The organism is Rhodococcus sp. SG20037 (assembly GCF_031763325.1).
Taxonomy (GTDB): Bacteria; Actinomycetota; Actinomycetes; order Mycobacteriales; family Mycobacteriaceae; genus Rhodococcus_F; species Rhodococcus_F qingshengii.
The window spans coordinates 2,171,942-2,198,419 of record NZ_CP134497.1 but is presented as its reverse complement, the minus strand read 5'-3'; the positions used below and the strand labels follow the sequence as shown (position 1 = coordinate 2,198,419).

The following is a 26,478-nucleotide window of genomic DNA, read 5'->3' as shown; positions in this document are numbered from 1 at the left end:
CATGTTGCTGGACAAGGAATTCACGGCCACCCTGCAGAAGAGCGACGCCAAGGGCGGGTGGACTTATGTGATCTGGCCGGAGTCCGCCGAGTTCTTCGGCACCCGCGGCCTGGTCAAGGTACGCGGGACGATCGACGGACATCCGTTCCAGAGTTCGTTCATGGCGTTGGGAGACGGTAACCACAAGCTGCCGGTCAAAGCCGATCTTCGCAAAGCCATCGGCAAGGAGACCGGCGAGCTGGTGACGGTGCGCCTCGAGGAGCGCTTGGAGAGCTAGGCGCTGCTACTTCACGTCGACGACAAGACCGTGCGCCGACGCGTACGCCACCGCCTGCATCAACTCGATCTGCGCGTTTCCGACCGACGCGGACGTCCACAGGCTCGGATCGATCCGCGCACCGCGCAGGTCTGCACCTTCGAGTTTGAGTCCACCCGTGCGAGCACCGGACAGATCCGCGGACGCCAGCACCGCGCCCCGCATGTCGGCCCGAACCAGGTTCGCTTCACGGAAGCGGCACGAGGTGAAGTCGATCTTTCTCAGGTCCGCCCCGCCGAGTGAGGTCAACGAGAAGTCGACTTCGTCGAGCGTCAACGGCCGGATGCGGCAACCGTCGAACGTCGACCCGAGCAGACTGCAGTTTCGGAACGTGCTGTGCCACAGGCTGGTCCGGGCAAAATTGCACGAGCGGAACGCAGTTCCCGTGTGCACGGACTCCCCCAGATCGGTGCCGGTGAAATCGCAATCCGTGAACACCACCGACTCCGTCGTGAGTCCGGTGAGGTCGGCGTCTCGGAAATTGCAGTTGGTGAAAGTGCGCTGACGCCACTTCTGCCCGGCCAGCCGCGCGTCTGAATAGTCTTCGCCGACGACATCGTCGGATTCTTCGGGGAGCATGCCGTCCATACTGCCCCGCCGCACCGACACCGGTTCGATCGCCTAGGTCTCGCAGGCCACGCCGTCACCGTCACGATCAAGCTTGGACGAATAGCCGGGATCGCCGCGGTAGATCGGGGCAGCACCGGCCGCTCGCACGGCTGCACAGTTGGCGTAATACACCCCCGCGTCAGGCACCTTGGCCGGCGGCGGAACGTACGCCGGTTCCGTTGTCTTCGGCGGTGTGTACGCCGGAGCGGGCGGAACATACGGCGTAGTCGTGGTCTCCGGGACCTGCGGAACCAGCGGCACTATTGCCACGGTGGTTGTCGTCGTCGGCAAGAGGGACGAAGTCGTGGTCTTCGTCGTCGACGGGACCGTGCTTTTGGTTGTCGTCGCTGCAGCTGTCGTCGAAGAGGTCGCAGCAGGCGTCGTCGATTCTTCCGACTTGCCCGCTCCCGTCGCCGCGGCGATGGCAACCAGCCCCACGACTGCCGCCCCGGCGATCCACGGCCACTTACGCCGCGTCTTGCCTTCCTCGGCGCTAGTGTCCGGCACCGCCGATCCGGGTGCGCCGAAGACCTGCGTGGGAGTGCCGAAAGCCTGAGTGGGTGCGTCGACGCCCTTGGGCCGTGTCTGCGCGGTCCACTGCTGACCGTCCCAGTAACGGTCGATCGTGGGGTCGAAGGGGTCGGGGTTCCAACCGGCGGGAGGGTTCATCAAAATGTCCGTTCTGCGAAGAGTGCCGGAAATAGATTCGCACGGACTGGCCGGTTTGTTACCAATTCGCCCACACTTCCCGACCGGGTCTTCTCACGGACGTGGGCACCGATACGTCGCCCGGTACAGTTCCTCGAGTGTTCCGAGTGATGTTCCACGAGCCCCGCATCCCACCCAACACCGGAAACGCGATCCGCATGGTCGCGGGCACCGGTTGCGAACTCCACCTGGTCGGCCCTCTCGGGTTCGACTTGTCGGAGCCGAAGCTCAAGCGCGCAGGCTTGGACTACCACGACCTGGCGACTGTCACGGTCCACGAAAACCTGACCGCTGCCTGGGAAGCCGTCACCCCCGCTCGCGTATTCGCCTTCACCGCGCACGCGACCACGTCGTATGCCGATATCGCCTACCAACCCGGCGACGTCCTGCTGTTCGGGCCCGAACCCACCGGACTGTCCGAAGAAGTATTGGCGGACGAACACGTCACCGAGCGCCTGCGTATCCCGATGCTGCCCGGACGCCGGTCCCTCAACCTGTCCAACGCTGCCGCCCTCGTGACGTACGAGGCCTGGCGTCAGCACGGGTTCAAGGGCGCTGTCTGATCGACGTCAGTAGACGTCCCGGACATAGCGCTTCTCCGCCGAAAGAGCCTTCACGTACGCCTCGGCACTGCGAGGTGCCAGTTTTCCGTGCTGAGCGACCACCCCGTTGAGGGCACTGTCGACGTCCTTGGCCATCCGGTTGGCATCGCCGCAGACGTAGAAGTGCGCTCCCTTCTGCAACCACTCCCACAGCAGTGCACCCCGCTCACGCATCCGGTCCTGCACGTAGACCTTGTCGGCTTGATCCCGGGAAAACGCGAGGTCGAGTTCGGTGAGGAATCCGTCCTTCCGCAATTCTTCGATTTCTTCGCGGTAGTAGAAGTCGGTCGCGGCGTGCTGTTCTCCGAAGAACAGCCAGTTCGGGCCCGTGTGCCCCAATGCCCGCCGCTCATGCAGGAAGGCACGGAACGGTGCAATGCCGGTCCCCGGACCGACCATGATCATCGGGGTCTCGGGATCGGAAGGTGGCCGGAAGTGGGTCGACTTCTGCACGTAGATACCGATGTCGTCATCGTGAGCGTGGTCGGCGAGGTAAGTCGAGCACACTCCACGCCGTGGGACACCCGCAACGTTGTATCGCACCGCGGACACCGTCAACTGCACTTCGCGTGGGTTCTCCTTCGGACTGGAAGATATCGAATACAGCCGCGGCTGAATCGGTTTGAGCAGCGAGAGCCATTCGTCTGTCGAGGCACGAACTTGCGACTGCGCGAGAATGTCGACGGACTGTCGTCCCCACGACCAGTCTTTGAACGTGGAGACATTCTCCGGCTTCAACAACTCGGCCAGGTCCGAATCGCGGGTTCGTTGATGCACGAATCGAATCATGTCGGTCGAGATTCGAGTGATCTCCAGGCGCTCGGTGAGCGCGGTACGCAGCGTCATTTCCCCGTACTGCCCCAGTTCGACGGTCTCGTCACCGTCGAGGCCGGTAAGGGTGAGCCACTCGTCGACAAACGGAGAGCTGTTTCGGGGCCAGACTCCGAGAGCGTCGCCGGCTTCGTAACTGACCGTGTCACCTGGAAGGTGAAAGCCCAACTGCCGCACGTCTTTGGAAGAACCCGGACGGTTGAGCACGACATTGCGCGTCAAGGCTGTGGTCAGCGGCGCCTTCTTGTTGTATCGCAGCGGCGGCGACATCGCCGGTGAAATCGGCGCGGCTGCAAAGGTTGTCCCAGAATTCTTCTTTGCAACGAGGACGTCGGTCGTCTCGCCGGCCACCGAGCTCCGAAGCTCAGCCGTGACCGCCTCCAGCCATCCAGCAGCGGTGTCCTCGAAATCGGGCTCGCAGTCGGCGCGATCGACGATACGACTGGCTCCCAGTTCGGCAAGGCGGGCGTCGAGCTTTCGTCCGTGTCCACAGAAGTCGGCATAGTTCGAGTCGCCGAAAGCGATGACTGCATAACGTGTCTCGGACATGCGGGGCGCCGTGTCAGCAGACAACGCATCCCAGAAACCGCTGCCGTTGTCCGGGGATTCGCCGTCACCGGAGGTACTGGTGATCAGCAGGACCTCTCTGGTAGCTGCCAGGTCGGCGGCCGGGAATTCGTCCATCGCGTGCATCACGACGGGCAAGCCGATTCCCCCGAGACGAGTGGCGCACTCAGCAGCGAATTCTTCCGCGTTTCCGGTCTGCGATGCCCAGAGCACCACGATCGGCGCGCGCTCGGATCCAATACTCGGACTCGATGACAACGCAGGCCCGTCGGTGTCAGGAAGTGAGATCCGCGAGTACAGGCCGGCCAGAACACCGTCGACCCACATCCGCTTTTCGGCATCGAAGGGTGCCGTCGACGGCAAGGTAGGTACCCCGGCAGTGCGATCGGCGTCCGCACGCAACGCAGCGAGAAGGCCGGCCAGGTAGCTCTGCTGGAGCGCATCGAATACCACTGCAGGTGTTCCTGTTTGACCGAGGACATCCGCGAGGACATCGGTTCGCGACAACGCCCGATCAGCTGGCGCGGGAGCCACCAGCGCCGCCTCGGCGAGCACTGTTTCAGGTGTGTTCACGGCGACCTTCGTCATAGTGACAGCGCAGGCTTTGAACTCCGGTTGCTGCGAGGCAGGGTCGATGGCGTCGTTGGTGACGGCGTTGATGGACAGATATTCACCGAAGGCGTCGTTCCAGTGAAATGGGGCAAAGCAGTTCCCCGGACGCACTCGGTCGGTGACAACAGCCGGAAGCACAGCGCGACCGCGGCGTGAGGCAACCTCGATCGCATCCTGGTCGACGATACCGAGCCTGGCGGCGTCGTCGGGATGGATCTCGACGAAGGGACCTGGGTTGAGCTTGTTCAACTTGGCCACCTTGCCGGTCTTGGTCATGGTGTGCCACTGGTGCGCGAGACGACCGGTGTTGAGCAGGAAGGGGTAGTCGTCGTCGGGCATTTCGGCGGGAAGCATGTGCGGCCGTGCGAAGAACATCGCACGGCCAGTGGCGGTGGGAAATGCGAGCCGCGGAGTGCTGCCGTCCTCGCGGATCAGGAGCCTTTGACTGACACCGTCATTGACGTATCGGATGGGATGACGGTCCTGATCACTGTCTGGCGGGCATGGCCACTGAATCGATGTCTTGCGGAGGCGCTCGTAGGTGACGCCGCGTAAGTCGTAGCCGGTCTTCGGATTCCAGAACTGCTTGATCTCTTCGAACACCTCTTCGGCACAGGTGTAGGTGAACGCTTCGGCGTACCCCATCTCGCAGGCGATCCGGGCGATGATCTGCCAATCAGGCAGCGCCTGCCCAACCGGATCCAGTGCCTGCTGAAAGAGCGTCAGGTTGCGTTCGGAATTGATCATCACTCCGTCGGACTCTGTCCACAGCGAAGCAGGCAGCAGAACATCGGCGTATTCGTTGGTCTCGGTGCCCAGGAAAGCATCCTGGGTGATGACGAGGTCGGCCTTCTCCAAGCCGTCGATGACGGTCTTGCGGTTGGCTACCGTCGCAACGGGATTGGTGCAGATGATCCAGCACGCTTTGATGTCGCCCGCCGCCATTCGGGAGAACATGTCGATGGTGCCACCGCCGATGTCGGTGCGCAGCGAGCCCTGCGGGATCCCCCATCGGTCCTCGACGAAGTCGCGATCGGCGTCGACCATCACGGCGCGCTGACCTGGCAAACCTGGCCCCATGTAGCCCATTTCACGCCCACCCATGGCGTTCGGCTGACCGGTCAACGAGAACGGACCGCTGCCGGGCTTGCAGATCGCACCGGTCGCAAGGTGAAGGTTGCAGATGGCGTTGGTGTTCCACGTGCCGTGGGTGCTCTGGTTCAAACCCATTGTCCAACAGCTCATCCAGTTGACGGCCTCACCGATCCACTGCGCTGCCGTGTGGATGTCGGCTTCGGAGATACCGGTGATCTCGCTGACCTTCGCAGGCGTGTACTCCGCGAGGAAACTGGGCATGACCTCCCAGCCTTCGGTGAAGTCGGCGATGAAGTCCGGATCTGTGTGGCCGTTTACGACGAGCAGGTGGAGTAGTCCGTTGAGTAGCGCGAGATCGGTGCCGGGAGCGATCTGCAGGAACAAGTTCGCCTTGTCGGCGGTGGCGGTGCGTCGAGGATCGACGACGATCAGCTTCGCGCCTGCCTTGACCCGCTCCTGCATTCGGAGGAAGAGGATCGGATGGCAGTCCGCCATGTTCGCGCCGGTCACGAAGAACACGTCGGCATGTTCGAAGTCCTGATAGGAACCGGGCGGTCCGTCGGCCCCGAGCGATTGCTTGTATCCGGTGCCGGCACTTGCCATGCACAAACGGGAATTCGATTCGATCTGATTGGTCCCGATGAAGCCCTTGGCCAGTTTGTTCGACAGGTACTGAGCTTCGAGTGACATCTGCCCGGACACGTACAACGCAAACGCGTCGGGACCGTGCTCGTCGATTATTGCCCGCAGGCGCTGGGCGGTGTCAGTGATGACTGCGGCCATGTCCGCCGCTTCGATCGCATCACCTCGGCGCGGACGGCGATATGCAGATTCCATGCGCCCCGGGCCGGCGAGCATGTCTGCGGTCGTGGTGCCTTTGGTGCACAGACGCCCGAAGTTGGTGGGATGTGTCTTCAGACCGGAAGACTTCGCAGCCTTCCGACGCCCCGTCTCGGGATCGGTGATGATGTCGAGGACAAGACCACAGCCCACCCCGCAGTATGCGCAGAGTGTGTCGACACTGGTGGTGGTGAGTTGAGCGCCCATCGATTCATGCATCCCTTCGACCGAGGATCAAGGTCGACTTCTATCTTCGGATGCAGTTGTTTCGGGAGTTCATGCCCGATGTTGCGTATCAATCACTCTTTCCTCACCGCGACCTTCGGACCGATGTGCGGTCCCGGGACCAGCGGTCGTCGACGTGCAGCTGTACGCGAATGCCCAGTTCTACGCTCTGCCGCCGAATCGAGCGATGTAGTGCCAAACCTTCTTGACGTCCTGCGGATCGAAGGATGCACCCCGTGCGAGCCCCAGGACGGCAGGCGTCAGCCGCCTGCCGTGCGCAATTTCTCGGGCAAGGTCGATCACGGCCGCTCCCCGGTATTCGGGATGTTCGGCTATCTCGTCGACATCGACCGCGTATCCCTCGTGCCACAGCACCGGGCACGTGAGCGAGTGGGCGATCTCTTCGATCCGTGTGCCCCGGTAACTCGGATCCAGAACGAGCGCCTCGACGTCCGTCCCGATGTCGACGACGCCGTGAACGTGCGCCTCGATGTAGTGGTCGAGCGGATCGTCGAGCTCGGCAGCCCGTGCGGCGCCGACCAAGCTCATCGCTTCGGCCGTTCCGAAATGATCAGGCTCGAAGACGCTGTCGGGAAAGCAGAAAGTGGTGCGGTCGAGCGTGTGCTCGGCAAGCCGGAAGTAGGACGAGCCGAACCGAGGGGATGCCCCGTAGGGATCGGAGCGATAGTTCAACGATCCGTACTTCGGCCGTTCCGAGGGCTCTCGCTCGTCGTAAGCTCCGCCGAATATCCGACTCTCCCAACGCCAACGATCGCCGCCGTGATGCGCCGTCAGTCCGCCGTTGCTCGTTCGAGACTCGAACTGGGTCACATAGGTGCCTTGACGTGCGATCGAGGCCAGTGTCAGACCACGTTCAGACGGGAGGTCCGGATGAAAGTGCAACGTCACCCGGTGATTTCGATCCAACGGGCCGCCCTTCGAGAGACCGCTCACGTGCGCAATCGCGGCAGACCAAGGAGTGGAATCAACAGGCATTCGCCCATTATCCGGATATGGAAGCAGCGCCGGTGAAGAAATCGACCAGTGAATACGGTGCGCCTTCACCGAGGCAGAGATCAAGGATCACGTGCGAGTCCGCGGCCTCGGATGCGCTGCGCACGAACATCGCTTCTTCGTACTCGGCGAGTGCCCCTTCGATGTCGTCGGGGTGCGCGGCGATCGCCTTTCCCAGTTCGGCGCCGTCGAACATGGCCAAGTTCGCACCCTCACCGGACGGGGCCATCAGGTGCGCCGCGTCACCGAGGAGCGTCACCCCAGGCACTCGATCCCATCGGTGCTCGTCGGGAAGTGCATGGATCGCGCGCGGAATCGGAGCGGTTTCGCCATCGGTGATCAGCGCCGTGAGTTCCGTTGCCCAACCGTCGAACTCGGCCGCGACCCGCGCTGTCGCAGCGGCGGCGTCGGTGAAATCGATACCGGCAAACCACTCCGCCGGACGGTTCAGCTGAACGTAGGTGTGCACGATGTCTCCCGCCTCTCGATGCGCGGCGATCGCTTTTCCTGGTGCGGGCGCGTACATCGCCCCGTCCCCGACGGCTTCGGCTACAGCCGAATGCTTCTCGTCGACGTCGTAGAGGTAGGTCTCGACGAACGTGGTGCCGACGTATTCCGGCTTCGCATCGGAGAGCAGCGGCCGGATCTTCGACCAGGCACCGTCTGCACCGACGAGAAGGTCGGTGGTCACTGTCGAACCGTCGACGAAGGTCAACTCGTGGCGATCATCTCCGAGCGAGCGCACAGTGTCGACTTTGCGTCCCCATTCGATCGTGTAGTCCGGAAGGGAATCAATCAGGATTCGACGGAGGTGGCCGCGCAGCACCTCGGGACGTGCTCCCGTGCCGTCGTCGGGTTCGTCGAGGAGCACGGCGGCGTGTTGATCGAGTACGCGCGACGCGGCGCCGCCCGCGTGGATGATCGCGCGGAACTCGTCGGTGAGGCCGGCAGCGTCGAGCGCGGCCTGACCGTTGTGTTCGTGGATGTCGAGTTGGCCGCCCTGCGTGCGAGCTTCTGCCGACAGTTCCGCCTCGTAGATCTTCGACGGAATTCCATGAACGTGGAGGACACGCGCGAGGGTCAGACCGCCGAGGCCCGCCCCGATGATCGTTATCGAGTTGCTCATGTTGTTTCCTTTCAGGCTTCGATTGGAACGTCGTTCCAATGACATCTTGGAACGGCGTTCCAGATATGTCAAGATGGTTCGCATGGCGACCAGGAATCAGCGGACCGAACGACGTACGGATGCGCTCTCGAAGGAGCGAATCGTCGAGGCTGCGATCGAGATCCTCGACGACGAGGGCGAAGCCGCGCTGACATTTCGCGCGCTCTCCGCACGCCTGGCAACAGGTAGCGGGGCGATTTACTGGCACGTTGCCAACAAGAGCGAACTGCTCGCCGCGGCGACCGACGACGTCATCGCCCGCGTGACAACCGGTGCAACCGAAGGCGCAGCCCCACGGGAGGCGATCCGGACCATCACCCTCGGCGTGTTCGACGCGATCGACGCCCACCCCTGGGTCGGCACCCAACTCTCACGTGAACCGTGGCAATCAGCGGTGATGCAGATCTTCGAAAGTCTCGGCGAGCAACTCCAGGCGCTCGGCGTTCCCGAATCGGCACAGTTCGACTGCGCGTCCGCGCTCCTGAACTACGTGCTCGGTCTCGCCGGACAGTACGCCGCGGGCGCCCGTCTGCTCCCCCGTGAGACAGATCGGTCCGCTTTCCTCGCGGGCGTCGCCACGCGATGGGAAGAACTCGACTCTGCGAAGTACCCGTTCCTCAATCAGGTGACGGCGCAGTTGCGCGACCACGACGACCGAGAACAGTTTCTGGCAGGCATCGAGCTCATCCTCGCGGGGATCGACACCGTCCGATAGCGGCCGTAGCCGTCAGCGTGAATGAACAGCGGTGTTGGATCCGAGCGCTATATCGAGGAAATCTCTTGCCGCACCGCGCAATCCGCGATCGGGATCCCAGACGGCTTGGAGTCGACGCGGCATCCGCAAGCCGTCGACGTTGACCGCGACCAGTCGGCCGTCCGTCAGGTCGGCGGCAACTGCCAGCGACGACAGAACAGCCGGGGCGTTGCCTGCCACCACCGCAGCCTTGACAGCGGTACACGAGGTGAGCTCGAGCAGCGGCGGCACACAATCGGGAACAGCATTCTCGAGCGTCAGGCGCGTACCGGACCCTGATTCTCGCTGAATCAGCGGTGTGCGTGCGAGTTCCTCGACCGGAACGGGCACACCATTCGCCCAGTCGTGTCCCGGCGGCACAACCACGACGAGGTGATCACGCGCTACTTCGCACGACGCGAGCGCCGACGGCACATCCGGCCCTTCGACAAATCCGATATCGGCCTGGCCGGCCTGAACTTGAGCAGAGACGTCCGAGGAATTGTGCAAGCTCACCGACGCCACGACGTTGGGGAACTTGTGCCGCATCGCGACCGTCCATCCGGGAACCAGATACTCGGCGATGGTCATGCTGGCGGCAACCGTGACGGCAGCATCACGTTCACCGCGAAGTGCGGCAACTCCCGATGCCATTTCCTCGGCACTGACGAGGATGTGACTTGCCCACTCGAGAATCAGACCGCCCTCGGCGGTGGGACGAACACCGGTCGCCGCTCGATCGAACACCTTGATTCCGAGTTGGCGTTCGACCGAACGCACCCGGGCGCTGACCGCCTGCTGACTGAGTCCGTGCTCCCGGCCGGCAGCACCCATGCTGCCCAGACGCCCTACGGAAAGGAGGACGTCGAGGGCACTGAGTTCCGGCACCCGAGGAGACAACGACATAGTCCCAAGATTAGACCCACAAGGCGAGTTTGTGGGCATTCAAGAACAACCGGTCTACCGGTACGGACCGGATGAGACGACAGTGAAATACATGACCACCACAACGAGTTCCACCTTCGCCCACATCACTCCGAACTGGTTCGCGGCAGCGATGGGAACGGGAATCGTGTCGGTGGCCGCCGCTTCGCTCGAACCGGAGATCGAGGGCTTGAAACTGGTCTCCGAGATCTTCTGGGTTCTGGCGGTTCTCGTACTGTGCGCCTTGATCGGAGCATTTGCCACCCATTGGTCACAACATCGATGTCAGGCCCTCGCCTACCTGCACAGCCCCGCGATGTTCCCCTTCTACGGCGCCGTCGCAATGGCACTGCTGACCGTGGGATCCGCAACCGGCATCACCGGCCCGGACTTCCTCGGCCACGACGTGGCGATCACCGTGTCGCTGACACTGTGGACACTCGGCACGGCACTCGGCCTGGTCACCTACGTCGTGATGATGATTCGACTCGTTCGAGATGCCGGGATGGCGACGGCAATGCCGTTCTGGCTCATGCCCGTCGTACCTCCGATGGTCTCGGCCACCACCGGCGCAGCGGTCAGCACCCACATGCCCGAAGGCGCTCCACGCATCGCGGTACTGGTTTTCTGCTACATCCTGTTCGCTCTGGCGCTGACCGCCGCCATCGGCATTCTGGTAGCCGTCGCCAGGCAGTTCGCACGCAACCGTTCGGCCGGCGTCGACGTGATCCCGTTCAATGCCATTCCCTCACTGTGGATTCCGTTGGGCGTGATCGGACAGTCGATCGCGGCATCCAACCTGTTGGCCGCCGCCTCACGGCATGCACTCAGCCCCGAGCATGCCGACACCCTGCACGAATTCGGGATCGCCTACGGAACCGTCGTCGGAATCATCGGCGTGATCGCGTTTGTCACCGTCACCGTCGTCACCATCCACGCACTGCGCCGCGGCTTGGACTTCTCGCTCGGCTGGTGGAGCTTCACCTTCCCCATCGGAGCATGTGCCGTCGGAGCGAATGCCTTCGGAGTCGCCACCGGTTCCACCCTGATCCTGGGAATCGCACTTGCCCTGCTGACCGTACTGATCCCCATCTGGGCAACCGTCGCGGTCAGGACCGTCCGGTCGATCCGCAGTGGAGTTCTACCGGCGGCTGCATGAATTCGCACCGATGAGTTTTGGCTCGCCGTACGGTCTGTACTCACGTAGACCATTGTCGAGAGCAGGAGTACACGGTGAGTCAGTTATTGCGAGTGCAGAATTTCGGCGTTTCCAGTGACGGAATAGCCTGCGGTCCGGACCAGAGCTTCGAGAGCCCGTTCGGCCTGGACCACGGTGAAATGTTTGCGTGGGCAGGAGCTACGGCCAGCTGGCCCAATCGCACCGATCCCGGCGGCAGCCGAGGCCTCGACGACTATTTCACGCGGGACTTCTCCAACAACATCGGCGCCGAAATCATGGGCCGCAACAAATTCTCACCCTACCGCGGCCCTTGGGAGAATCTCGAGTGGCAGGGCTGGTGGGGCGACGAGCCACCGTTCCACACCCCGGTTTTTGTCTTGACCCACCACGTGCGGCCGTCGTTCACGCTATCGGACACGACATTCCACTTCGTCGACGCCGACCCCGCGACGGCCCTCGCGCAGGCACGTGAGGCAGCGCAGGGCAAGGACGTTCGACTCGGCGGCGGAGTCAGCACTATCCGTGAATTCCTCGACGCCGATCTGGTCGACACGATGCACATCGCTGTCTCCCCGATCGAATTCGGATCCGGTCTACGACTGTGGGAGACACCTGACGAGTTACTCGACCGCTTCAACCTCGACGTTGTGCCGAGCCCGAGCGGCGTGACGCACCACCTGTTCTGGCGGAAGTGACGTGTTGGGGCAGCTCCGTAAACGGGAGCTGCCCCAACAGTTACGCACTATTCGCCGGTCTCGACCTGGCGCCCCGACTGGTACCACGCCATCGTTCCACCGGCCACCGAAACGGCATTGATGCCGCGAGCCTGCAGATACTCAGCGGCTTGCAAGCTCCGACCACCGACGGCGCAGATGATGTACACCGTTTCCGCGTCCGGAATTTCACCCACGCGAGAGACGAATTCGCTGAGCGGAATGAGCGTCGCACCGGGAACTCGGACCTGAGCGAACTCGTCGGCCTCACGGACGTCGATCAACGGCTCACCCGCTGCCAAAGCCGTGTCCAGTGCATTCAAATCGACTTCCAACATTTCTTCTGCGCCTGCCTTCGTGTTCGCTGCTGTCCGAATAGACGGTACCCGCGCGTTTTCGTGCAGCTCCCTTTACGATCTGACAATGACCAATACGGTTCCCGAAAAGTCCAGTTTTTGGAGTCGCCCCACCGTATGGAAAGTGCTCCTGCTGATCGTCGTCTACCTGGCGTTCTATCTTGCTGTCGGGCAGGTTACCTCCAGGGTTTTTGCAGACCAGATCGACACGGACAATGTCGTGGCAAGCGCCTCCAGCATCCTCCTCGGCGTCGCATTGCCCATCGCGATCGGCGGGATCGCCCTGCTGGTTTTCACGACAAAGGTCGGCTGGCTGCGCGGCGTCTTCGGCCCACAACCCATTCGTGGGCGGGGTTGGATGTGGATCGGTCCGATCATCGTGGTCGCCGCCATTGTTGCGCATCTGGCGGGAACCGATTGGAGCGCCTGGACCACCGGCGAGGTAATCGCCCTGCTGGTGCTCGGTGCGTGCGTCGGCCTGACCGAGGAATTGGCCACCCGTGGCCTGGCAGTGAAGATGTTGCGCGACGCCGGCCACCGGGAACGCTTTGTCGCCGTCGTGTCTTCACTGGTGTTTGCACTCATGCACACCGTCAACCTCATCGCCGGGATGAAGGCGTCAACCGTTCTGGTCACCGTGGTCTACACCTTCGGTTTCGGTATGTGCATGTACCTGACAATGCGTGTGACGGGCACGATCTGGGCCGCAATCGTGTTACACGGCCTCACCGACCCCACCACAATTCTCTCGACCGGCGGGCTGGACACTTCGGTGACCACGGAAGTGAGCGGCGCCGCCGCCATCACCTCTCTACTGACGGTCCTCTTGGTCGTCTTCGGGGTGATCGCCGTCTTCCTCATTCGAGATCGAATCGGCGAAGATCGGCACACACCCGTCTCGGCCTGACCGACCGCGACCGTACAAGACATACTTGTGCCCATGCCTTCTCGAACCACGTACTCGTTCGCCGTCGTGACTGCATCGTGTCTGCTGGCACTCTCCGGTGCCGTCACTCATGCCACCGCGGGGGTTCCGACAACTCCCGAAGTCGCGACCACCGAATCCATCGCGTCGGAATCGATCAGCGATCTGTATGCAGCCAAGGGTGCGCATGAAGTGGCTGCCGATTCAGTTCCCGGGTACCAACTGTTCTACCCAGCCGGCTTGTCGTCTGATGGCAATCGGCATCCCGTCGTCACCTTCGGCAACGGCAGCTATGCGACTTACGAAGAGTACGAAGCGCTCCTGCAGCATCTCGCTTCTTGGGGTTTTGTCGTTGTGGTGGCCGACAGCAGCGTCACCGGCGACGGGACGGAGATCTTGGGGGCTGCCCAGTACGTCGTCGATCAGAACACCAACGCTGAGAGCATTTTTCACCAGCGGATCGACACCGACAACATTGCCTCGGTCGGACACTCCCAGGGCGCCGGTGGCGCGATCAACGCGGCAACCCAGTCCGCGAATCTGATCACCGCCACGGCGGTACTCGATTTGCCTGACCCGTGGTGGGCCTCGCGACCTGTCGACGTGATCGACGTGGCCCAGTTGACCGGACCGACGTTCTTCATGACCGGCGCCGACGACCCGGTCTCCACCGCCGATCCGCAAGCTGAGTACTTCGACAAAACCGCCGGACCGGCGGTCCGCGGCAGACTGCTTGGCGTCGGCCACAATTGGGCCGCAGATGGCGAAGGATTCCGGGGCTACCTCACCGCGTGGCTGAGATTCACCCTGAGCGGCGACCAGACTGCCGCACGTGCATTTGTCGGCGACTCGGCGGAAATCCTCACCGATCCCCGTTGGGACCGGCAAGCGATCAAGGGTTTGTGATGACGATCTTGCCGTAGGCCTGCACGGATTTCTGCTGCTCGAAAGCGTCAGCGAGGCGGTCGAGGCTGAAGGAAGAATCTATGACGGGACGAAGCGCCAGGCTCTCCAGCCCAGCGACCATCTCCTCCTGATGTGCACGACTGCCCACCAGAACACCTTCGATGGTGACCTGTTTGGTCAGTAGCGAAGTCAGGTCGATCGACGACGAGGGGCCGTTCATGATGCCAAGCGCGCAGATTCGCCCGCCTGGTCGGACTGCCGCCAGAGATTGGCCGAGGGTGGACGGCCCGCCGACGTCGAGGACGAGGTCGATCCCGCCGCTGAGCCGCATCGCTTCCGAACCCCAGTCCGGGCGCTCACGGTAGTTGACCACGTGATCGGCACCGAGCTCGACCAATCGTGCCATCTTGTCGGGGGCCGACGACGTTGCGATCACCTGAGCTCCAACAGCTTTGGCCAGCTGGACGGCAAACAGCGCCACCGTGCTGGTCCCAGGGATCAACACCGACGACCCTGGGATGATCGGGACTCCGGCAAATAGTGCGCGCCACGCTGACAAACCTGCGGTGGGCAAGGTAGCGGCTTCCTCGTAGGTGTAGTTTCGCGGCATCACTGTCACAGCAGATACCGGCACGGTGACGGTGTCGCGGGCGAACCCGTCGACACCGTCACCCGGCGAATTTCCGAATCCGTCGAAATCCGGTGTGCCGCTCCGCCAATGCGGCAAATAGGTGCTCATCACGCGATCTCCGACGCTGAACTGCGTTACGCCGTCTCCGACCGCAACGACCTCCCCGGCAGCATCGGACAACAGGATCCGCGGACCGTCGGTTGCTATCTCTCCGGTCGCCACGAGGTAGTCATGGTGGTTGAGCGAATTCGCGTGGATCGCGATCGTCACCTCACCCGCACCCGGGCCCGGGGTCTCGATCGTCCTCGATTCGAGGTTGTTCAATCCTCCAGGCGGGAGTACGTACACGGCGCGGTTGGTCATGGTGTGGATCCTCGCACGAATGGTGATCGGGTGACGTTCGGAAAGGGTTCTGCTGCTCAGAGGAGAGAAGCGGTGAACCCTCCGTCGAGAACCAGGCTGCTGCCGTTGCACCACGACGACTGGTCGCTCGCAAAGAACACTGCGGCGGCGGCAACTTCCTCGGTCCGGCCATAGCGCGTCTGCTTCGTGACCATCAAGTCGTCGAATCCCCCGGACTCGAGGCCGAGGGCATTCTCGAAATCCTGCTGGTGACTCTTGACCAGGTCGGTATCGATGAATCCGGGCAGCAATGCATTCGCGCGGATTCCGTGGAAGCGAAGTTCGGCTGACAGGGTTTCGGTGAGATTGCGAACTGCTGCTTTGGCTGCGGCATAGCTGCCGATCAAAGGCGAGCCGGTGGTCGACGAGATCGACGAGATGTTCACGATCGAACCGCCACCGGATGCGACGAGAGCGGGCAGCGAATGACGCACTGTCAAGAACACTCCATCGAGGTTGACCGACATCACTTTCCGCCAGTCCTCGAACGAGGTCTCGATCAGCGGGGTCGTGGTGGCGATACCGGCGTTGGGTACTACGACGTTCAGTCCGCCGAACTCTTCGACCGCTCTGGCGACGAGATCCTTGACCTGCTGTTCGTCGGTGACATCAGTTGTGACAGCGATAGCTCCGTCGATCGAGTCCGCCACTGCCTGTGCTGCGCCACCGTTGATGTCGGAGACCACGACCCTCGCGCCCTCCGCCCCGAACGCCCGGGCAATGGCGGCGCCGATTCCGGCACCTGCGCCGGTGACAATTGCAACTTTGTTCGCGAGAAGATCGGACATGTCAGCGTTCCCCTTCAATTCTCGGTCGGGACGTAGAAAAGCAATTCGGGTCCGGTGTCGCCGGTGGTCGCGATGGCCTCGGACATGTCGAGAGTTCCGTCGCCCAAAGCACTTCCCAACGCCTGCGCGGTGCCCGCGAGATCTTCCGTGTCGAGTTGATAGATGCTCAGGTAGCGGCGCGCGGGCAATGCATCCTCGGGCAGCAACTGCACATCCGCCAGGAAGAATCTGGAGGCGGAGACAACTCCGGGCACTCGTTCGACGACCTGCGGAATATGCACGTCGTCGTACCAGCGGTTGAACGCATCCTCCGAAGACGGATCGGCGGGGTGTACGTGTGCGACGAGAATCGCTGTGCTCATGAAGTTCCTCTTCGACTCGAAGTGCTTTTGGTTCAGCGCGTTTGGAAGGCGACGATATTCACGCGCAAGGCAACTGACCGCGGCTGCGTGTGGTGAATCGATCGCGCTCAAGCGACAACCCTAGGGAGCAAATGTGACCCGCACCATATGCTCGGAGGTCAGAGTTGAGCTCCACATTTGTCCTCTCGGCACAAAACTGTCTCTCGGCACTAACACGGTGGCCAGAATCAGGCGTTAACGGAAGTCTCGCGATTTGGCCGTGACTCGCAGATCCATCAGCTGCATCCGGTCTGCCACGACGGTGACAGCGCCTTCTGCATTCTGCACCTTCCCTCGAATAAGCAACGCCGGCGCCGTATTTGCCAATTTTCGGTACTTTGCCCACAACCCCACCGAACACACGACGTTGACCATGCCGGTTTCGTCCTCGAGGTTGATGAACGTGACGCCCGCAGCTGTGGCCGGACGCTGCCGGTGTGTGACTGCTCCCCCCACCAGCACACGGTCACCGTCCGGGATGTCGAGAAGTCTCGACGCCGGCACCACGCCGAGCGCGTCGAGCTGTGGGCGGAGGAATTGTGTCGGGTACGTGTCGGGAGATACTCCTGTCGCCCAGACATCCGCCGCCGCCAATTCGACGTCGCTCATGCCGGGCAAGGTGGGAGCTGTGACCGACGCACCGATACCGGGCAAGCGGTCGGGGCGCTCCCCCGCCGCAGCGCCCGCTGCCCACAGCGCTTCTCTACGCGAGATACCGAAGCTGGCTAGCGCACCGGCGGTCGCCAGCGATTCAGCTTGTGCGGTAGTCAGTTCCACCCGCCCGGTCAGATCGAGAAACGACGTGAACGGTCCACCGAGGTCGCGCTGTTCGACAATTTTCTCGGCGAGTGCATCGCCGATGTTGCGCACTTCCCCCAGCCCCAGCCGAACCTCGAATCCACCTGCCTCGACGGTGGCATGCGCGAGGCTGACATTGATGTCTGCACCGTGTACCTGCACTCCGTGCCGGCGCGCATCGGCAACCAAGGACTGCGGCGAGTAGAAACCCATGGGCTGCGCGCGCAGAAGTCCGGCGCAGAACGCAGCGGGATGATGAAGTTTGAACCACGAGGAGTAGAAGACCAGCGCGGCAAAACTCTGTGAATGGCTTTCCGGGAAACCGAAATTAGCGAATGCATACAGCTTTTCGTAGATCCGGTCGGCAACCTCGTCACCGATGCCGTGTAGGTCTCGCATGCCCTGATAGAACCTCGCGCGCAGTTGTTCCATCTTCTCGGTGGAGCGTTTCGATCCCATTGCCCGACGCAATTGATCGGCCTCGGACGGCGTGAAGCCCGCAACGTCGACGGCCATCTGCATCAACTGTTCCTGGAACAGCGGAACCCCCAACGTGCGTTCGAGTGCCTTCTCGAGCGACGGATGGTCGTAGGACACAGGTTCGAGTTTGTTGCGCCGACGAATGTACGGATGCACTGATCCGCCTTGAATCGGCCCCGGACGGATGAGCGCGACCTCGACTACCAGGTCGTAGAAGTTTCGAGGCTTCAGACGCGGCAGTGTCGCCATCTGCGCACGTGATTCCACTTGGAACACCCCCACCGAATCTGCCCGCTGCAGCATCTCGTACACCGCTGTTTCCGACAGATCGAGTTGCGCCAGATCGACCGTGATGCCTTTGTGTTCGGCCACCAGATCCATCATGTAGTGCAAAGCGGAGAGCATGCCGAGGCCGAGCAGATCGAATTTGACCAGCCCAGCGGCAGCGCAATCGTCCTTGTCCCATTGCAGGACACTGCGATTGGCCATCCGCGCCCACTCCACCGGGCAGACGTCGGCGATGGGACGATCGCAGATGACCATGCCGCCGGAGTGGATACCGAGGTGCCGCGGATAGCCTTCGATCTGCGCCGCCAGTTCGAGTACCGGACGCGGAATATCGGTATCGGCATTCTTGTCGATACCACCCCACCGGCCGACCTGCTTACTCCACGCATCTTGCTGGCCCTGCGAAAAGCCCAGCGCCCGAGCCATGTCCCGCACCGACGACTTTCCTCGATAGGTGATGACATTGGCTACCTGCGCGGCATACGTACGCCCGTACTTCGCGTACACGTGCTGGATCGCCTCTTCCCGGCGGTCGGACTCGATGTCAACGTCGATGTCCGGCGGGCCGTCACGTTCAGGCGCAAGAAACCTCTCGAACAGCAGTTTGTTGCGAACCGGATCGACATTGGTGATGCCGATCGCGTAACACACCGCCGAGTTCGCAGCGGAACCTCTTCCCTGACAGAGGATGTCGTTGTTCTTGCAGAACGACACGATGTCATGCACCACCAGGAAATATCCGGGAAAGTTCAATCCCTCGATGATGGCAAGTTCATGTTCGAGCTGTTCGTATGCCTTCGGTGCACCTTCCGGCGGTCCGTAGCGTTCCAGCGCCCCCACCATGGTGAGCTCACGCAACCACGACGCCTCGGTATGCCCGGCTGGCACGTCGAACGGTGGCAATTTGGGCGCGATGAGCTTGAGATCGAAAGCGCACTCACGACCAAGATCGGCGGCACCACTGACAGCCTCGGGATAGAGCGAGAACAGTGCCGCCATCTCCGCGCCGGACCGCAGGTGCGCTCCGCCGGTAGGGGCCAACCATCCTGCTGCCTCGTCCAAGCTTTGACGCGACCGCACAGCCGCCATTGCCATGGCGAGGCGTCGACGCGGAGGAGCGGCGAAGTGCGCGGCGGTGGTCGCCACCGTACGTAGTCCATGCTCTCTCGCCAATTCGGCCAGAACGGCATTGCGCTCGTCGTCCTCCGCCAACCCATGATGAGTGAGTTCCACCGACACTCGCTCCGCCCCGAAACGCTCGACCAGATCCCCCAAGGCATCCGCCGCTGCTTCGCGACCACCCGACGTCAAGGCTTGCCGCACATGACCTTTCCGGCACCCGGTCAGGATCTGCCAGTGGCCACCGGCCGCTTCGGTCAATACGTCGTAGTCGTACTGCAGTTTGCCCTTCTCGCCGCCCGCCAGATGCGCGGCAGCGATCTCCCGCGAGAGCCGGCGATACCCTTCCTGCCCACGGGCAAGTACCAGGAGGTGCGTTCCACCGGGATCTGCCGTGCCGGTTCTGGGTACCGAATCCAGAGACAACTCGGCCCCGAACACGGTGCGCATTCCCCATTCACGTGCGGCTTCCGCAAACCTCACCACGCCGTAGAAGCCGTCGTGATCGGTGACGGCGATAGCTTCGAGCCCGAGACGCACTGCTTCCTCGACCAGCTCTTCCGGCGGTGATGCACCGTCGAGGAAACTGAAGGCCGAGTGAGCGTGCAGTTCTGCGTAAGGAATTACACCGGCACCACGGGTGAGCTCGCCCGCGTGGTACTCGCCGCGCTTTCTTGACCAGGCGGGGCTGTCGCTTCCATCGCCCGGAAACAAATCCTCATGTTCCACACGGCCGGGTCGTCCGGAAAGCACCCGTTCCATCTCGGACCACGTCGGCGGCCCATTTCCCCAACCCACACTGACCTCGCACCTGATCGAGTCGGCCGTCAGGGACGACCGACTGCTCGAGGATGCCGAAAGGGAAGACGCACCACATGCATCGAACTGATGTTCGATGCAGATTCAGTCTGACAGGTCACTCACCCACAGTCAACAGAGCGAATCTCAACCCTCACCGTCTCGTCACATTCAGATGTACGCATGTCTGCACTCCGTTCACTTTCGCCCCAGATCATTAGCGGCGTTCATAATCTCCATCCATACTGTTTCCAGGAGTACTACTCGTATGTCGTTCTCGCGCAACACACGTAGGTTGACGGCCGTCGCCGGCGCCGTCGCCGTTCTGGCCGCTGCCGGCTGCAGCAGCAGCGCCGACGAGGCCACCGGCTCGAACGGCGCGACCGTCGATCGCGCCGCGACCGGCGAACTGTCCTCGAACGGTGGCGCTCGTCGCATCGACGGTGATCAGTCGGCCGCAGTGCGCGACGCCGTCAATGCCTCCGGCGCGAAGAACGTCATCCTCCTGATCGGGGACGGCATGGGCGACTCGGAGATCACCGCCGCACGCAACTACGCCGAAGGCGCTGCGGGCAGCTTCCCCGGCCTCGACGCCCTGCCGATCACCGGCCAGTACACGCACTACGCACTGACCAAGGACGGCAAGCCCGACTACGTCACCGACTCCGCAGCCAGCGGATCGGCATGGTCCACCGGCACCAAGACCTACAACGGCGCGATTTCGGTCGACATCAAGGGGCAGGCCCAGTCGACCGTCCTCGAGATCGCCAAGGCGAACGGCAAGGCCACCGGCAACGTCTCCACCGCCGAGGTGCAGGACGCCACCCCCGCAGTGCAGGTCGCGCACGTCAGTGGCCGCAAGTGCTACGGACCGGAGGCGACGTCCAAGTCCTGCCCGGAGAACGCCCTCGAGAACGGCGGCAAGGGATCGATCAGCGAACAGCTCCTCGACACCCGCGCCGACGTCACCTTTGCCGGCGGCGCCAAGTCCTTCGCCGAGACTGCGAAAGCCGGTGACTGGCAGGGCAAGACACTCAATGAGCAGGCCGCCGCCCGTGGCTACCAGCTGGTGAAGAACGCCGCCGAGATGAACGAGGTCGGCAAGGCCGATCAGGATGCACCCGTGCTCGGCTTGTTCGCCGACGGCAACATGCCCGTCCGCTGGGAAGGCTCAGTCGCCACCCGTGACGGTTACCTGCAACCCGCCGAAACCTGCGTCGACAACCCCAAGCGAACCTCCGACGTGCCCAAGCTCGCGGACATGACTCAGAAGGCCATCGACCTACTGAAGGTCAACGACAACGGATTCTTCCTCCAGGTCGAAGGTGCCTCGATCGACAAGCAGGATCACGCAGCCAACGCATGCGGTCAGATCGGTGAAACCGTCGACCTCGACGAAGCTGTGCAGAAGGCACTCGAATTCGCGAAGACCGACGGAGAAACCCTGGTCATCGTCACAGCCGACCACGCTCACACCAGCCAGATCGTCACCAATGTCAGCGCCGACGACATCGCCACCATCGCCAAGGACCAGAACATCCCGGTCGAGCGCGCCCAGGAAATCGTCTACCCCGGCCTGACCCGCAAGCTGACCACCAAGGACGGCTCGGAGATGACGATCAGCTACGGAACGTCCGAGGATCCGGCCGTCGAGTCCGAAGGACACACCGGAACTCAGTTGCGCGTAGCAGCTTTCGGCCCGCATGCGGCCAACGTCAGCGGTCTCACGGACCAGACCGACCTGTTCTTCACGATGACCGACGCGCTGGGACTCGACCGTTCCAAGGTCGCAGCTCACTGATCCGATAACACCTGAATCCGCCCACCCACAGTCACACCAGAGCGGCCAAGGCGCGCACCCGATCTTCGGGTGCGCGCTTCGGGCAACTGGTGCATTTGCCTTCACCGGGTACCTCGTAGATCAGGCAGCACGACGCCCGCTGCGTGAATCTGCGTCGCCCGAACGCCACCGGCGTCAATGGATTACTTACGCGCACAGCAGATTCTCTGCGATCCACGTCCACGAAACGCGGGACGGGAATGCCCGGGTTCTCACCGCGGAGAACTTCGATCAGACCGGCCGCAAATGCACTTCCGCGCTCCCGCGCATTACCGGCGGCATCGAGGCTGCGATTGGCGATGGAGTCCGTTGTGATCGCCCACAGCGCCTGCTGCCGAACGCCGGACACCTCGGCGAGTACCTCGATCACGGGATTGAGCGAGCGGAACATCGCGTGGCCCAACTCCGCCACACTCCGCGAGATCGGAATGACCGATCCGGCAGCAAAACCGCCCAGATAGCCGTTGTCACGCAAGAAGATCCGCCCACCGTCCAACGATGGATCGGCCGCGAACCCGGTGACCATCCCGGTTCCGATCGGAATGCCGGTCAGCGTCGAGCTGGCCGAGTACCACCACAACGTGCCGTTCACTCGACTGTCCGCACTCCCCCATCGCTCTGCCGTATCGGCGACACGTGCTGCCAACCACTGGGGGTCGGTCATCAACACCGCGGGCACCGTATCCGGATACGCGCTCAGGTTGTCGAAGAACGGCACAGCTACTGCCATACGGGCGTAGATCCCGGCCACCGATTCCGTCATGCCAGCCCCAATATCTCCATCCGCGGACGTACTCCGCGTTCGACTCGCGCCCTGATGCCGAAAACCTCGGCCAACAACGGCTCGTCCAACACCTCGACCGTAGACCCACACGCGCGGAGTTCACCTTCGGTGAGCACGGCAAGGTTGTCGCAGTACTCGACCGCCAACCGTAGATCGTGCATCGTGACCACAACTGCGAGCCCCGCCGACGCAAGTTCGGTAAGCAGTTCCATTACGATCAACTGGTGACGAAGATCGAGATGATTGGTCGGCTCGTCCAACAACAGAACCTTGGGCTCCTGAGCCAATGCGCGAGCTATCGAGACACGTTGCCGCTCACCACCCGACAGGGTCGATACGTCTCGTCCGGCAAGCTCGACCAAACCGACCTGCTCGATGCACCGGTCCACGATGGCGGTATCGCGCTCCGTGCTTCGGTCCAACCAGCTGCGGTGCGGAGTTCGTCCGAGCGCGATCGATTCACGAACCGAAAGTCCTGCCGAGACAGTAGGTTCCTGAACACTTGCCGAGACAGTTCGGGCGATGTCCTTACGCGAGAGCGTCGTCGAGTCGACTTGATCGATCAGAACTGCGCCACCTGTCGGCGTCAAAGCGTTGTAGCAGCAGCGCAGCGCCGTCGTCTTGCCACTGCCGTTCGGCCCGACCAAGCCCAATATTTCACCGGACTTGACTGCGAAAGTGATGCCGCGCAACCGATCGTCGTCGGAACGTCCTTGCCGCCGTCATAGAAGAATGTCGGCACCGGCGGTGCATCTCCGACTGCCGCCTTCACCGCATCGAGCCCTTGCGTTACCTGATCGGTGACCTCGGCTGCTTCACCTTCGACGCCGAGGATTCTCCCCAACTGCTCGTAGTCGTTTTCCAGCATCGAGATGTCGGGGAATCCCTGGCCGCAGTACTCGGAGAACAGGAACGTGTTGATTCCGCGTTCGGCGAACAGGTCCCGCGAACGGCCTTCCTTCTCTTGAAAGGCGCTGCTCATACCTCCGACGACAAAATCGGGATCGAGATCGAGAATCTGCTCGGTGGTCGGGTATTCCTTGGCGAGGTTGGTGATCTTCGCGAACTGCTCGGCGGTCTCGGGGGTGGGTGTGCTGTCGCCGTATCCCATCCCGACGATCCGGTCACCGACGCCCATCTCGATGAGTACTTCGGTGACGTGATCGTTCATGGTGATGATCCGCTGGGGTGGCGAATCGAATGTTACTTCTCGATCGCAGTTCGTGATGGAAACCGGCTGCGTAAAGGATTCGGTGGTTGAAGAACCACCAGCCGCTTCGCCTTTGGAACAACCTGCCGAAACCAAGGCGACCGCGATGAGAACAGCGGCGGCGCGGGACGGGGAGAACTGAAGTGACACGGGGACCTCGTAAGGGCTCTGAGCCACGAATGAGAATCCGACAGACAACTCCGCCCGCACGCTGATCCTCGGCCAGAGCTCCTGCTGGACTTCCTTTTCGTAGACCACGACGAATGGATGTCGCACACCGCGCGGCGGGTAATCGGGCTTGCCGACACTCGGTGACTACCGAGAATCGACCTACCGTTGCGGGTCAGCGCCGGATTCGGACCGGCTTCCCCCACACGCGTGGCTTGCAAGTGCTTCGAGCAGTATGCATGACGTTTCCGATTCAAGACCAAACGCCCACTACAGTCGATCTGGCCAGACGCCCCCACACACCGGAGTTGATACATGACACGCTGGGCCCAAACCGTCGTCGCCCGGAAATGGTGGGTACTGAGCCTCGCGGTTCTGATAGTTCTCATCAGTGGGGTGTGGGGACTCGGAGTGTTCGGCAAGCTCAGCCAGGGCGGCTTCATCGATCCGGGCAGCGACTCCGCGAAGGTCGCCGACATCATCGAAGACAATCTCGGACCGCAGACCCCGGACATCATCGCGATCTACTCGCCCACGGACGGCAAGACTCTGGACGACATCGGGCCGGCAGTGACAGCCGCCGTCGACCAGTTCAAAACCGAAGTGCCGACCGCTTCGGTGAAATCGTATTGGGGAACAGACGCCGCAGCGAAGGCCAGCCTGCTCTCGAACGACGGATCCATGGCGGCCGTTGCGATCACGTTGGCACCGGACTCGGGCGTCACGCCCGCCACTTTCGCCGATCTCCTGCCGAAGCTCGAAGTCGAAGGTGCCGAGGCACAATTCGCGGGTAACACCGTCGTCGGCGTCGCATTCAACACCAAGCTCGAGAAGGACCTGGTGGTCGCCGAAGCCATCGCCATTCCGATCACTCTGGTGCTGTTGGTCTTCATCTTCGGCGGCATCGTCGCTGCTGCCGTGCCCGTGTTCGTGGGTGTACTCAGTGTCCTGAGTGCTTTGGCGGTTCTGCGAATCCTCACGCTGATCACCGATGTGTCCTCGTTCTCGATCAACGTCGCTTCTCTTCTCGGGTTGGGACTGGCCATCGACTACGGACTGTTCGTGGTCGGTCGGTTCCGTGAAGAACTGAATTCGGGCTCGAACCCGGGAGCGGCTGCTCAGCGGACAGTTCTGACGGCGGGTCGCACCGTCATGTTCTCGGGTCTACTGCTGATCTGTGCGTTCAGCGGCATGCTCGTTTTCCCCCAGGCCGTCATCCGGTCTCTGGGCTTCGGCGCGATCGCTGCGGTATTGAGCGCGGCCGTCCTGTCGCTGACCGCTGTGCCTGCGCTACTTGCCATTCTGGGGCATCGCATCAACGCCCTGACATGGCGCAAGGATGCGGCGCAACGCGGCGAGGAGCGCTCGCGCAAGTTCTGGGGCCGCGTCGTCACGTGGGTGATGAAGCGTCCGGTCGCAGTCTCGGTGACAATCGTGGCTGTGCTGCTCGTGATGGCCTCGCCGCTGCTCGGCGCCCGGCTGGGAGAGCTCTCGTACACCGCACTACCGGACAACGACCCCGCTCGCGTCGCAATGGACACGTTGGTCAACGACTTCCCGCAAACCGGAAGCGGCGCAACGATGATCCTTCAGGCCGAGGACGGGAACACTCTCACCCCGGCCGAAGGTGCAGCGATCGCCGAGTCCGCCGGTCAAGTCGAGGGCATCGGTCAGGCGACCGTCGTCGCGAGCACCAATCAACTCGTCGCGGTTCAGGCTCTCTACAGCGAGGGCTCTACACCCCAATCACAGAGCGCCGCAGTGACAGATCTGCGTGCAATCTCCGCTCCCGACGGAACGGTGCTGCTTGTCGGCGGCGGTCAAGCCATGGTCGACGACGGCAACAACGCCGTCCTGCACTGGCTACCGGTGATGATCCTCATCATGGTCGGATCCACCCTGATCCTGTTGTTCCTCGCGTTCGGTTCGGTGGTGCTGCCGATCAAGGCGGTGCTGATGGCAGCCCTGAGTCTCGCGACCACCTTCGGTGTCCTCACCTTCGTCTTCCAGGACGGACACGGCGTCGAACTCCTCGGGGTCAGTCAAACTCCGCTGGAGGCGACGTTTGTCGTGCTCATCCTGGCGGTGGTGTTCGGATTGTCCACGGACTACGAGGTTTTCCTGATGTCACGGATGGTCGAGGCCAAGAACGCGGGAGCGACGACAGAGGAAGCGGTCAAGTTCGGAACCGAGCGCACCGGCCGCATCGTGACGGCTGCCGCCTTACTCCTGATAGTGGTGACGGGGGCCTTCGCAATGTCAGGGCTGTCAGTGATGAAGTTCCTGGGCGTCGGCATGATCGTCGCGCTGATCGTCGACGCGACCATCATCCGCATGTTGCTCGTGCCCTCGCTCGTGAAGTTGATGGGCGAAGCGAACTGGTGGGCTCCTGTGTGGATGAAAAAGGTTCACGCGAAGGTCGGCATCGGCCACTGATCGCGACTGGATCA

22 protein-coding genes, 1 pseudogene and 1 riboswitch are annotated in these 26,478 nt (G+C 62.5%); of the genes and pseudogenes, 9 read left to right on the top strand and 14 right to left on the bottom strand.

Annotated features, from left to right (window positions below; all coding sequences use genetic code 11):
* Position 1: 1 nt before the first annotated feature.
* Positions 2-277, top strand: coding sequence for a DUF1905 domain-containing protein (locus RHP72_RS10150; RefSeq protein WP_007727403.1), 276 nt, complete (start codon positions 2-4; stop codon positions 275-277).
* 6 nt (positions 278-283) lie between these two features.
* Here RHP72_RS10150 and RHP72_RS10145 read toward each other — a convergent pair whose 3' ends face one another.
* Together RHP72_RS10145 and RHP72_RS10140 are read right to left on the bottom strand one after the other, a co-directional pair.
* The gene (locus RHP72_RS10145; RefSeq protein WP_311094850.1) at positions 284-904 is read right to left on the bottom strand and encodes a pentapeptide repeat-containing protein; all 621 of its coding nucleotides are present in this window, start codon (positions 902-904) and stop codon (positions 284-286) included.
* A 33-nt stretch (positions 905-937) separates the two neighbouring features.
* Positions 938-1,594 carry an excalibur calcium-binding domain-containing protein gene (locus RHP72_RS10140; RefSeq protein WP_311094635.1) on the bottom strand — a complete coding sequence of 219 codons (657 nt, stop codon included), beginning with the start codon at positions 1,592-1,594 and terminating at the stop codon, positions 938-940.
* A gap of 137 nt (positions 1,595-1,731) precedes the next feature.
* On the opposite strand from RHP72_RS10140, the gene RHP72_RS10135 reads away from it, so the two are divergent.
* Entirely contained in the window at positions 1,732-2,196 is a 465-nt protein-coding gene (locus RHP72_RS10135) for a tRNA (cytidine(34)-2'-O)-methyltransferase (protein ID WP_007727408.1), read from the top strand.
* A 6-nt stretch (positions 2,197-2,202) separates the two neighbouring features.
* On the opposite strand, the gene RHP72_RS10130 is transcribed toward RHP72_RS10135, so the two are convergent.
* From RHP72_RS10130 to RHP72_RS10120, 3 genes are all read right to left on the bottom strand, one after another.
* Complete coding sequence (locus RHP72_RS10130; protein ID WP_311094634.1) at positions 2,203-6,387, bottom strand: bifunctional nitrate reductase/sulfite reductase flavoprotein subunit alpha; 4,185 nt, start codon at positions 6,385-6,387, stop codon at positions 2,203-2,205.
* A 180-nt stretch (positions 6,388-6,567) separates the two neighbouring features.
* The gene (locus RHP72_RS10125; protein WP_075832783.1) at positions 6,568-7,401 is read right to left on the bottom strand and encodes a DUF3626 domain-containing protein; all 834 of its coding nucleotides are present in this window, start codon (positions 7,399-7,401) and stop codon (positions 6,568-6,570) included.
* Positions 7,402-7,408: 7 nt separating this feature from the next.
* Positions 7,409-8,545: an NAD(P)/FAD-dependent oxidoreductase gene (locus RHP72_RS10120; protein ID WP_311094633.1), complete on the bottom strand. Its 1,137-nt coding sequence runs from the start codon at positions 8,543-8,545 to the stop codon at positions 7,409-7,411.
* A gap of 73 nt (positions 8,546-8,618) precedes the next feature.
* Here RHP72_RS10120 and RHP72_RS10115 point away from each other — a divergent pair, with 73 nt between their 5' ends.
* Complete coding sequence (locus tag RHP72_RS10115) at positions 8,619-9,299, top strand: TetR/AcrR family transcriptional regulator (RefSeq protein WP_007727412.1); 681 nt, start codon at positions 8,619-8,621, stop codon at positions 9,297-9,299.
* Between the two features lie 12 nt (positions 9,300-9,311).
* On the opposite strand, the gene RHP72_RS10110 is transcribed toward RHP72_RS10115, so the two are convergent.
* A complete protein-coding gene (locus RHP72_RS10110; RefSeq protein ID WP_030535095.1) occupies positions 9,312-10,223 on the bottom strand; it encodes a LysR family transcriptional regulator in 912 nt (303 codons plus the stop codon).
* Between the two features lie 91 nt (positions 10,224-10,314).
* Here RHP72_RS10110 and RHP72_RS10105 point away from each other — a divergent pair, with 91 nt between their 5' ends.
* The gene (locus RHP72_RS10105; protein WP_042449826.1) at positions 10,315-11,400 is read left to right on the top strand and encodes a TDT family transporter; all 1,086 of its coding nucleotides are present in this window, start codon (positions 10,315-10,317) and stop codon (positions 11,398-11,400) included.
* Positions 11,401-11,474: 74 nt separating this feature from the next.
* The gene (locus tag RHP72_RS10100; protein WP_003940771.1) at positions 11,475-12,116 is read left to right on the top strand and encodes a dihydrofolate reductase family protein; all 642 of its coding nucleotides are present in this window, start codon (positions 11,475-11,477) and stop codon (positions 12,114-12,116) included.
* Positions 12,117-12,163: 47 nt separating this feature from the next.
* Here the strand turns inward: RHP72_RS10100 and RHP72_RS10095 are convergent, their stop codons facing one another.
* Complete coding sequence (locus RHP72_RS10095; protein ID WP_003940684.1) at positions 12,164-12,472, bottom strand: rhodanese-like domain-containing protein; 309 nt, start codon at positions 12,470-12,472, stop codon at positions 12,164-12,166.
* 85 nt (positions 12,473-12,557) lie between these two features.
* Between RHP72_RS10095 and RHP72_RS10090 the strand changes: the two genes are divergently transcribed.
* Positions 12,558-13,397 carry a CPBP family intramembrane glutamic endopeptidase gene (locus RHP72_RS10090; RefSeq protein WP_311094632.1) on the top strand — a complete coding sequence of 280 codons (840 nt, stop codon included), beginning with the start codon at positions 12,558-12,560 and terminating at the stop codon, positions 13,395-13,397.
* 33 nt (positions 13,398-13,430) lie between these two features.
* The gene (locus RHP72_RS10085; protein WP_007727417.1) at positions 13,431-14,321 is read left to right on the top strand and encodes a dienelactone hydrolase family protein; all 891 of its coding nucleotides are present in this window, start codon (positions 13,431-13,433) and stop codon (positions 14,319-14,321) included.
* On the opposite strand, the gene RHP72_RS10080 is transcribed toward RHP72_RS10085, so the two are convergent.
* The 4 genes from RHP72_RS10080 to RHP72_RS10065 all read right to left on the bottom strand — a co-directional run bounded on the left by RHP72_RS10080 (position 14,308) and on the right by RHP72_RS10065 (position 20,026).
* Positions 14,308-15,315 (bottom strand): NAD(P)-dependent alcohol dehydrogenase, encoded by a 1,008-nt coding sequence (locus tag RHP72_RS10080; protein WP_311094631.1) that lies wholly within the window; start codon positions 15,313-15,315, stop codon positions 14,308-14,310. The two genes, RHP72_RS10085 and RHP72_RS10080, sit on opposite strands and share 14 nt — an antisense overlap.
* Positions 15,316-15,371: 56 nt before the next feature.
* The gene (locus RHP72_RS10075; protein ID WP_003940866.1) at positions 15,372-16,142 is read right to left on the bottom strand and encodes a glucose 1-dehydrogenase; all 771 of its coding nucleotides are present in this window, start codon (positions 16,140-16,142) and stop codon (positions 15,372-15,374) included.
* A 14-nt stretch (positions 16,143-16,156) separates the two neighbouring features.
* The gene (locus RHP72_RS10070) at positions 16,157-16,504 is read right to left on the bottom strand and encodes a hypothetical protein (RefSeq protein WP_007727425.1); all 348 of its coding nucleotides are present in this window, start codon (positions 16,502-16,504) and stop codon (positions 16,157-16,159) included.
* A gap of 234 nt (positions 16,505-16,738) precedes the next feature.
* On the bottom strand, positions 16,739-20,026 hold the full coding sequence (locus RHP72_RS10065; RefSeq protein WP_007727426.1) for an error-prone DNA polymerase: 3,288 nt from the start codon (positions 20,024-20,026) through the stop codon (positions 16,739-16,741).
* A 268-nt stretch (positions 20,027-20,294) separates the two neighbouring features.
* Between RHP72_RS10065 and phoA the strand changes: the two genes are divergently transcribed.
* Entirely contained in the window at positions 20,295-21,827 is a 1,533-nt protein-coding gene (phoA, locus tag RHP72_RS10060) for an alkaline phosphatase (RefSeq protein ID WP_003940796.1), read from the top strand.
* Between the two features lie 31 nt (positions 21,828-21,858).
* On the opposite strand, the gene RHP72_RS10055 is transcribed toward phoA, so the two are convergent.
* The 3 genes and pseudogenes from RHP72_RS10055 to RHP72_RS10045 form a co-directional block, all read right to left on the bottom strand.
* Entirely contained in the window at positions 21,859-22,629 is a 771-nt protein-coding gene (locus tag RHP72_RS10055) for a (2Fe-2S)-binding protein (protein ID WP_003940787.1), read from the bottom strand.
* Positions 22,626-23,342: an ABC transporter ATP-binding protein gene (locus RHP72_RS10050; RefSeq protein ID WP_202426923.1), complete on the bottom strand. Its 717-nt coding sequence runs from the start codon at positions 23,340-23,342 to the stop codon at positions 22,626-22,628. Before RHP72_RS10050 ends, RHP72_RS10055 begins: the two co-directional genes overlap by 4 nt.
* Positions 23,342-24,010 (bottom strand): annotated as a pseudogene (locus RHP72_RS10045) (ABC transporter substrate-binding protein); the annotation flags it as partial. The pseudogene RHP72_RS10045 and the gene RHP72_RS10050, both read right to left, overlap by 1 nt.
* A gap of 115 nt (positions 24,011-24,125) precedes the next feature.
* A riboswitch (cobalamin riboswitch) is annotated at positions 24,126-24,272 on the bottom strand.
* Between the two features lie 71 nt (positions 24,273-24,343).
* On the opposite strand from RHP72_RS10045, the gene RHP72_RS10040 reads away from it, so the two are divergent.
* Positions 24,344-26,464, top strand: a complete 2,121-nt coding sequence (locus tag RHP72_RS10040) for an MMPL family transporter (protein WP_311094628.1) — start codon at positions 24,344-24,346, stop codon at positions 26,462-26,464.
* Positions 26,465-26,478 lie beyond the last annotated feature (14 nt).

Coding starts and splice junctions, on each gene's coding strand:
- RHP72_RS10150 (WP_007727403.1), top strand. CDS start 2: ATGTTGCTGGACAAGGAATTCACGGCCACCCTGCAGAAGAGCGACGCC.
- RHP72_RS10145 (WP_311094850.1), bottom strand. CDS start 904: ATGGACGGCATGCTCCCCGAAGAATCCGACGATGTCGTCGGCGAAGAC.
- RHP72_RS10140 (WP_311094635.1), bottom strand. CDS start 1,594: ATGAACCCTCCCGCCGGTTGGAACCCCGACCCCTTCGACCCCACGATC.
- RHP72_RS10130 (WP_311094634.1), bottom strand. CDS start 6,387: ATGGGCGCTCAACTCACCACCACCAGTGTCGACACACTCTGCGCATAC.
- RHP72_RS10125 (WP_075832783.1), bottom strand. CDS start 7,401: ATGCCTGTTGATTCCACTCCTTGGTCTGCCGCGATTGCGCACGTGAGC.
- RHP72_RS10120 (WP_311094633.1), bottom strand. CDS start 8,545: ATGAGCAACTCGATAACGATCATCGGGGCGGGCCTCGGCGGTCTGACC.
- RHP72_RS10115 (WP_007727412.1), top strand. CDS start 8,619: ATGGTTCGCATGGCGACCAGGAATCAGCGGACCGAACGACGTACGGAT.
- RHP72_RS10110 (WP_030535095.1), bottom strand. CDS start 10,223: ATGTCGTTGTCTCCTCGGGTGCCGGAACTCAGTGCCCTCGACGTCCTC.
- RHP72_RS10105 (WP_042449826.1), top strand. CDS start 10,315: ATGACCACCACAACGAGTTCCACCTTCGCCCACATCACTCCGAACTGG.
- RHP72_RS10095 (WP_003940684.1), bottom strand. CDS start 12,472: ATGTTGGAAGTCGATTTGAATGCACTGGACACGGCTTTGGCAGCGGGT.
- RHP72_RS10090 (WP_311094632.1), top strand. CDS start 12,558: ATGACCAATACGGTTCCCGAAAAGTCCAGTTTTTGGAGTCGCCCCACC.
- RHP72_RS10085 (WP_007727417.1), top strand. CDS start 13,431: ATGCCTTCTCGAACCACGTACTCGTTCGCCGTCGTGACTGCATCGTGT.
- RHP72_RS10080 (WP_311094631.1), bottom strand. CDS start 15,315: ATGACCAACCGCGCCGTGTACGTACTCCCGCCTGGAGGATTGAACAAC.
- RHP72_RS10075 (WP_003940866.1), bottom strand. CDS start 16,142: ATGTCCGATCTTCTCGCGAACAAAGTTGCAATTGTCACCGGCGCAGGT.
- RHP72_RS10070 (WP_007727425.1), bottom strand. CDS start 16,504: ATGAGCACAGCGATTCTCGTCGCACACGTACACCCCGCCGATCCGTCT.
- phoA (WP_003940796.1), top strand. CDS start 20,295: ATGTCGTTCTCGCGCAACACACGTAGGTTGACGGCCGTCGCCGGCGCC.
- RHP72_RS10055 (WP_003940787.1), bottom strand. CDS start 22,629: ATGACGGAATCGGTGGCCGGGATCTACGCCCGTATGGCAGTAGCTGTG.
- RHP72_RS10040 (WP_311094628.1), top strand. CDS start 24,344: ATGACACGCTGGGCCCAAACCGTCGTCGCCCGGAAATGGTGGGTACTG.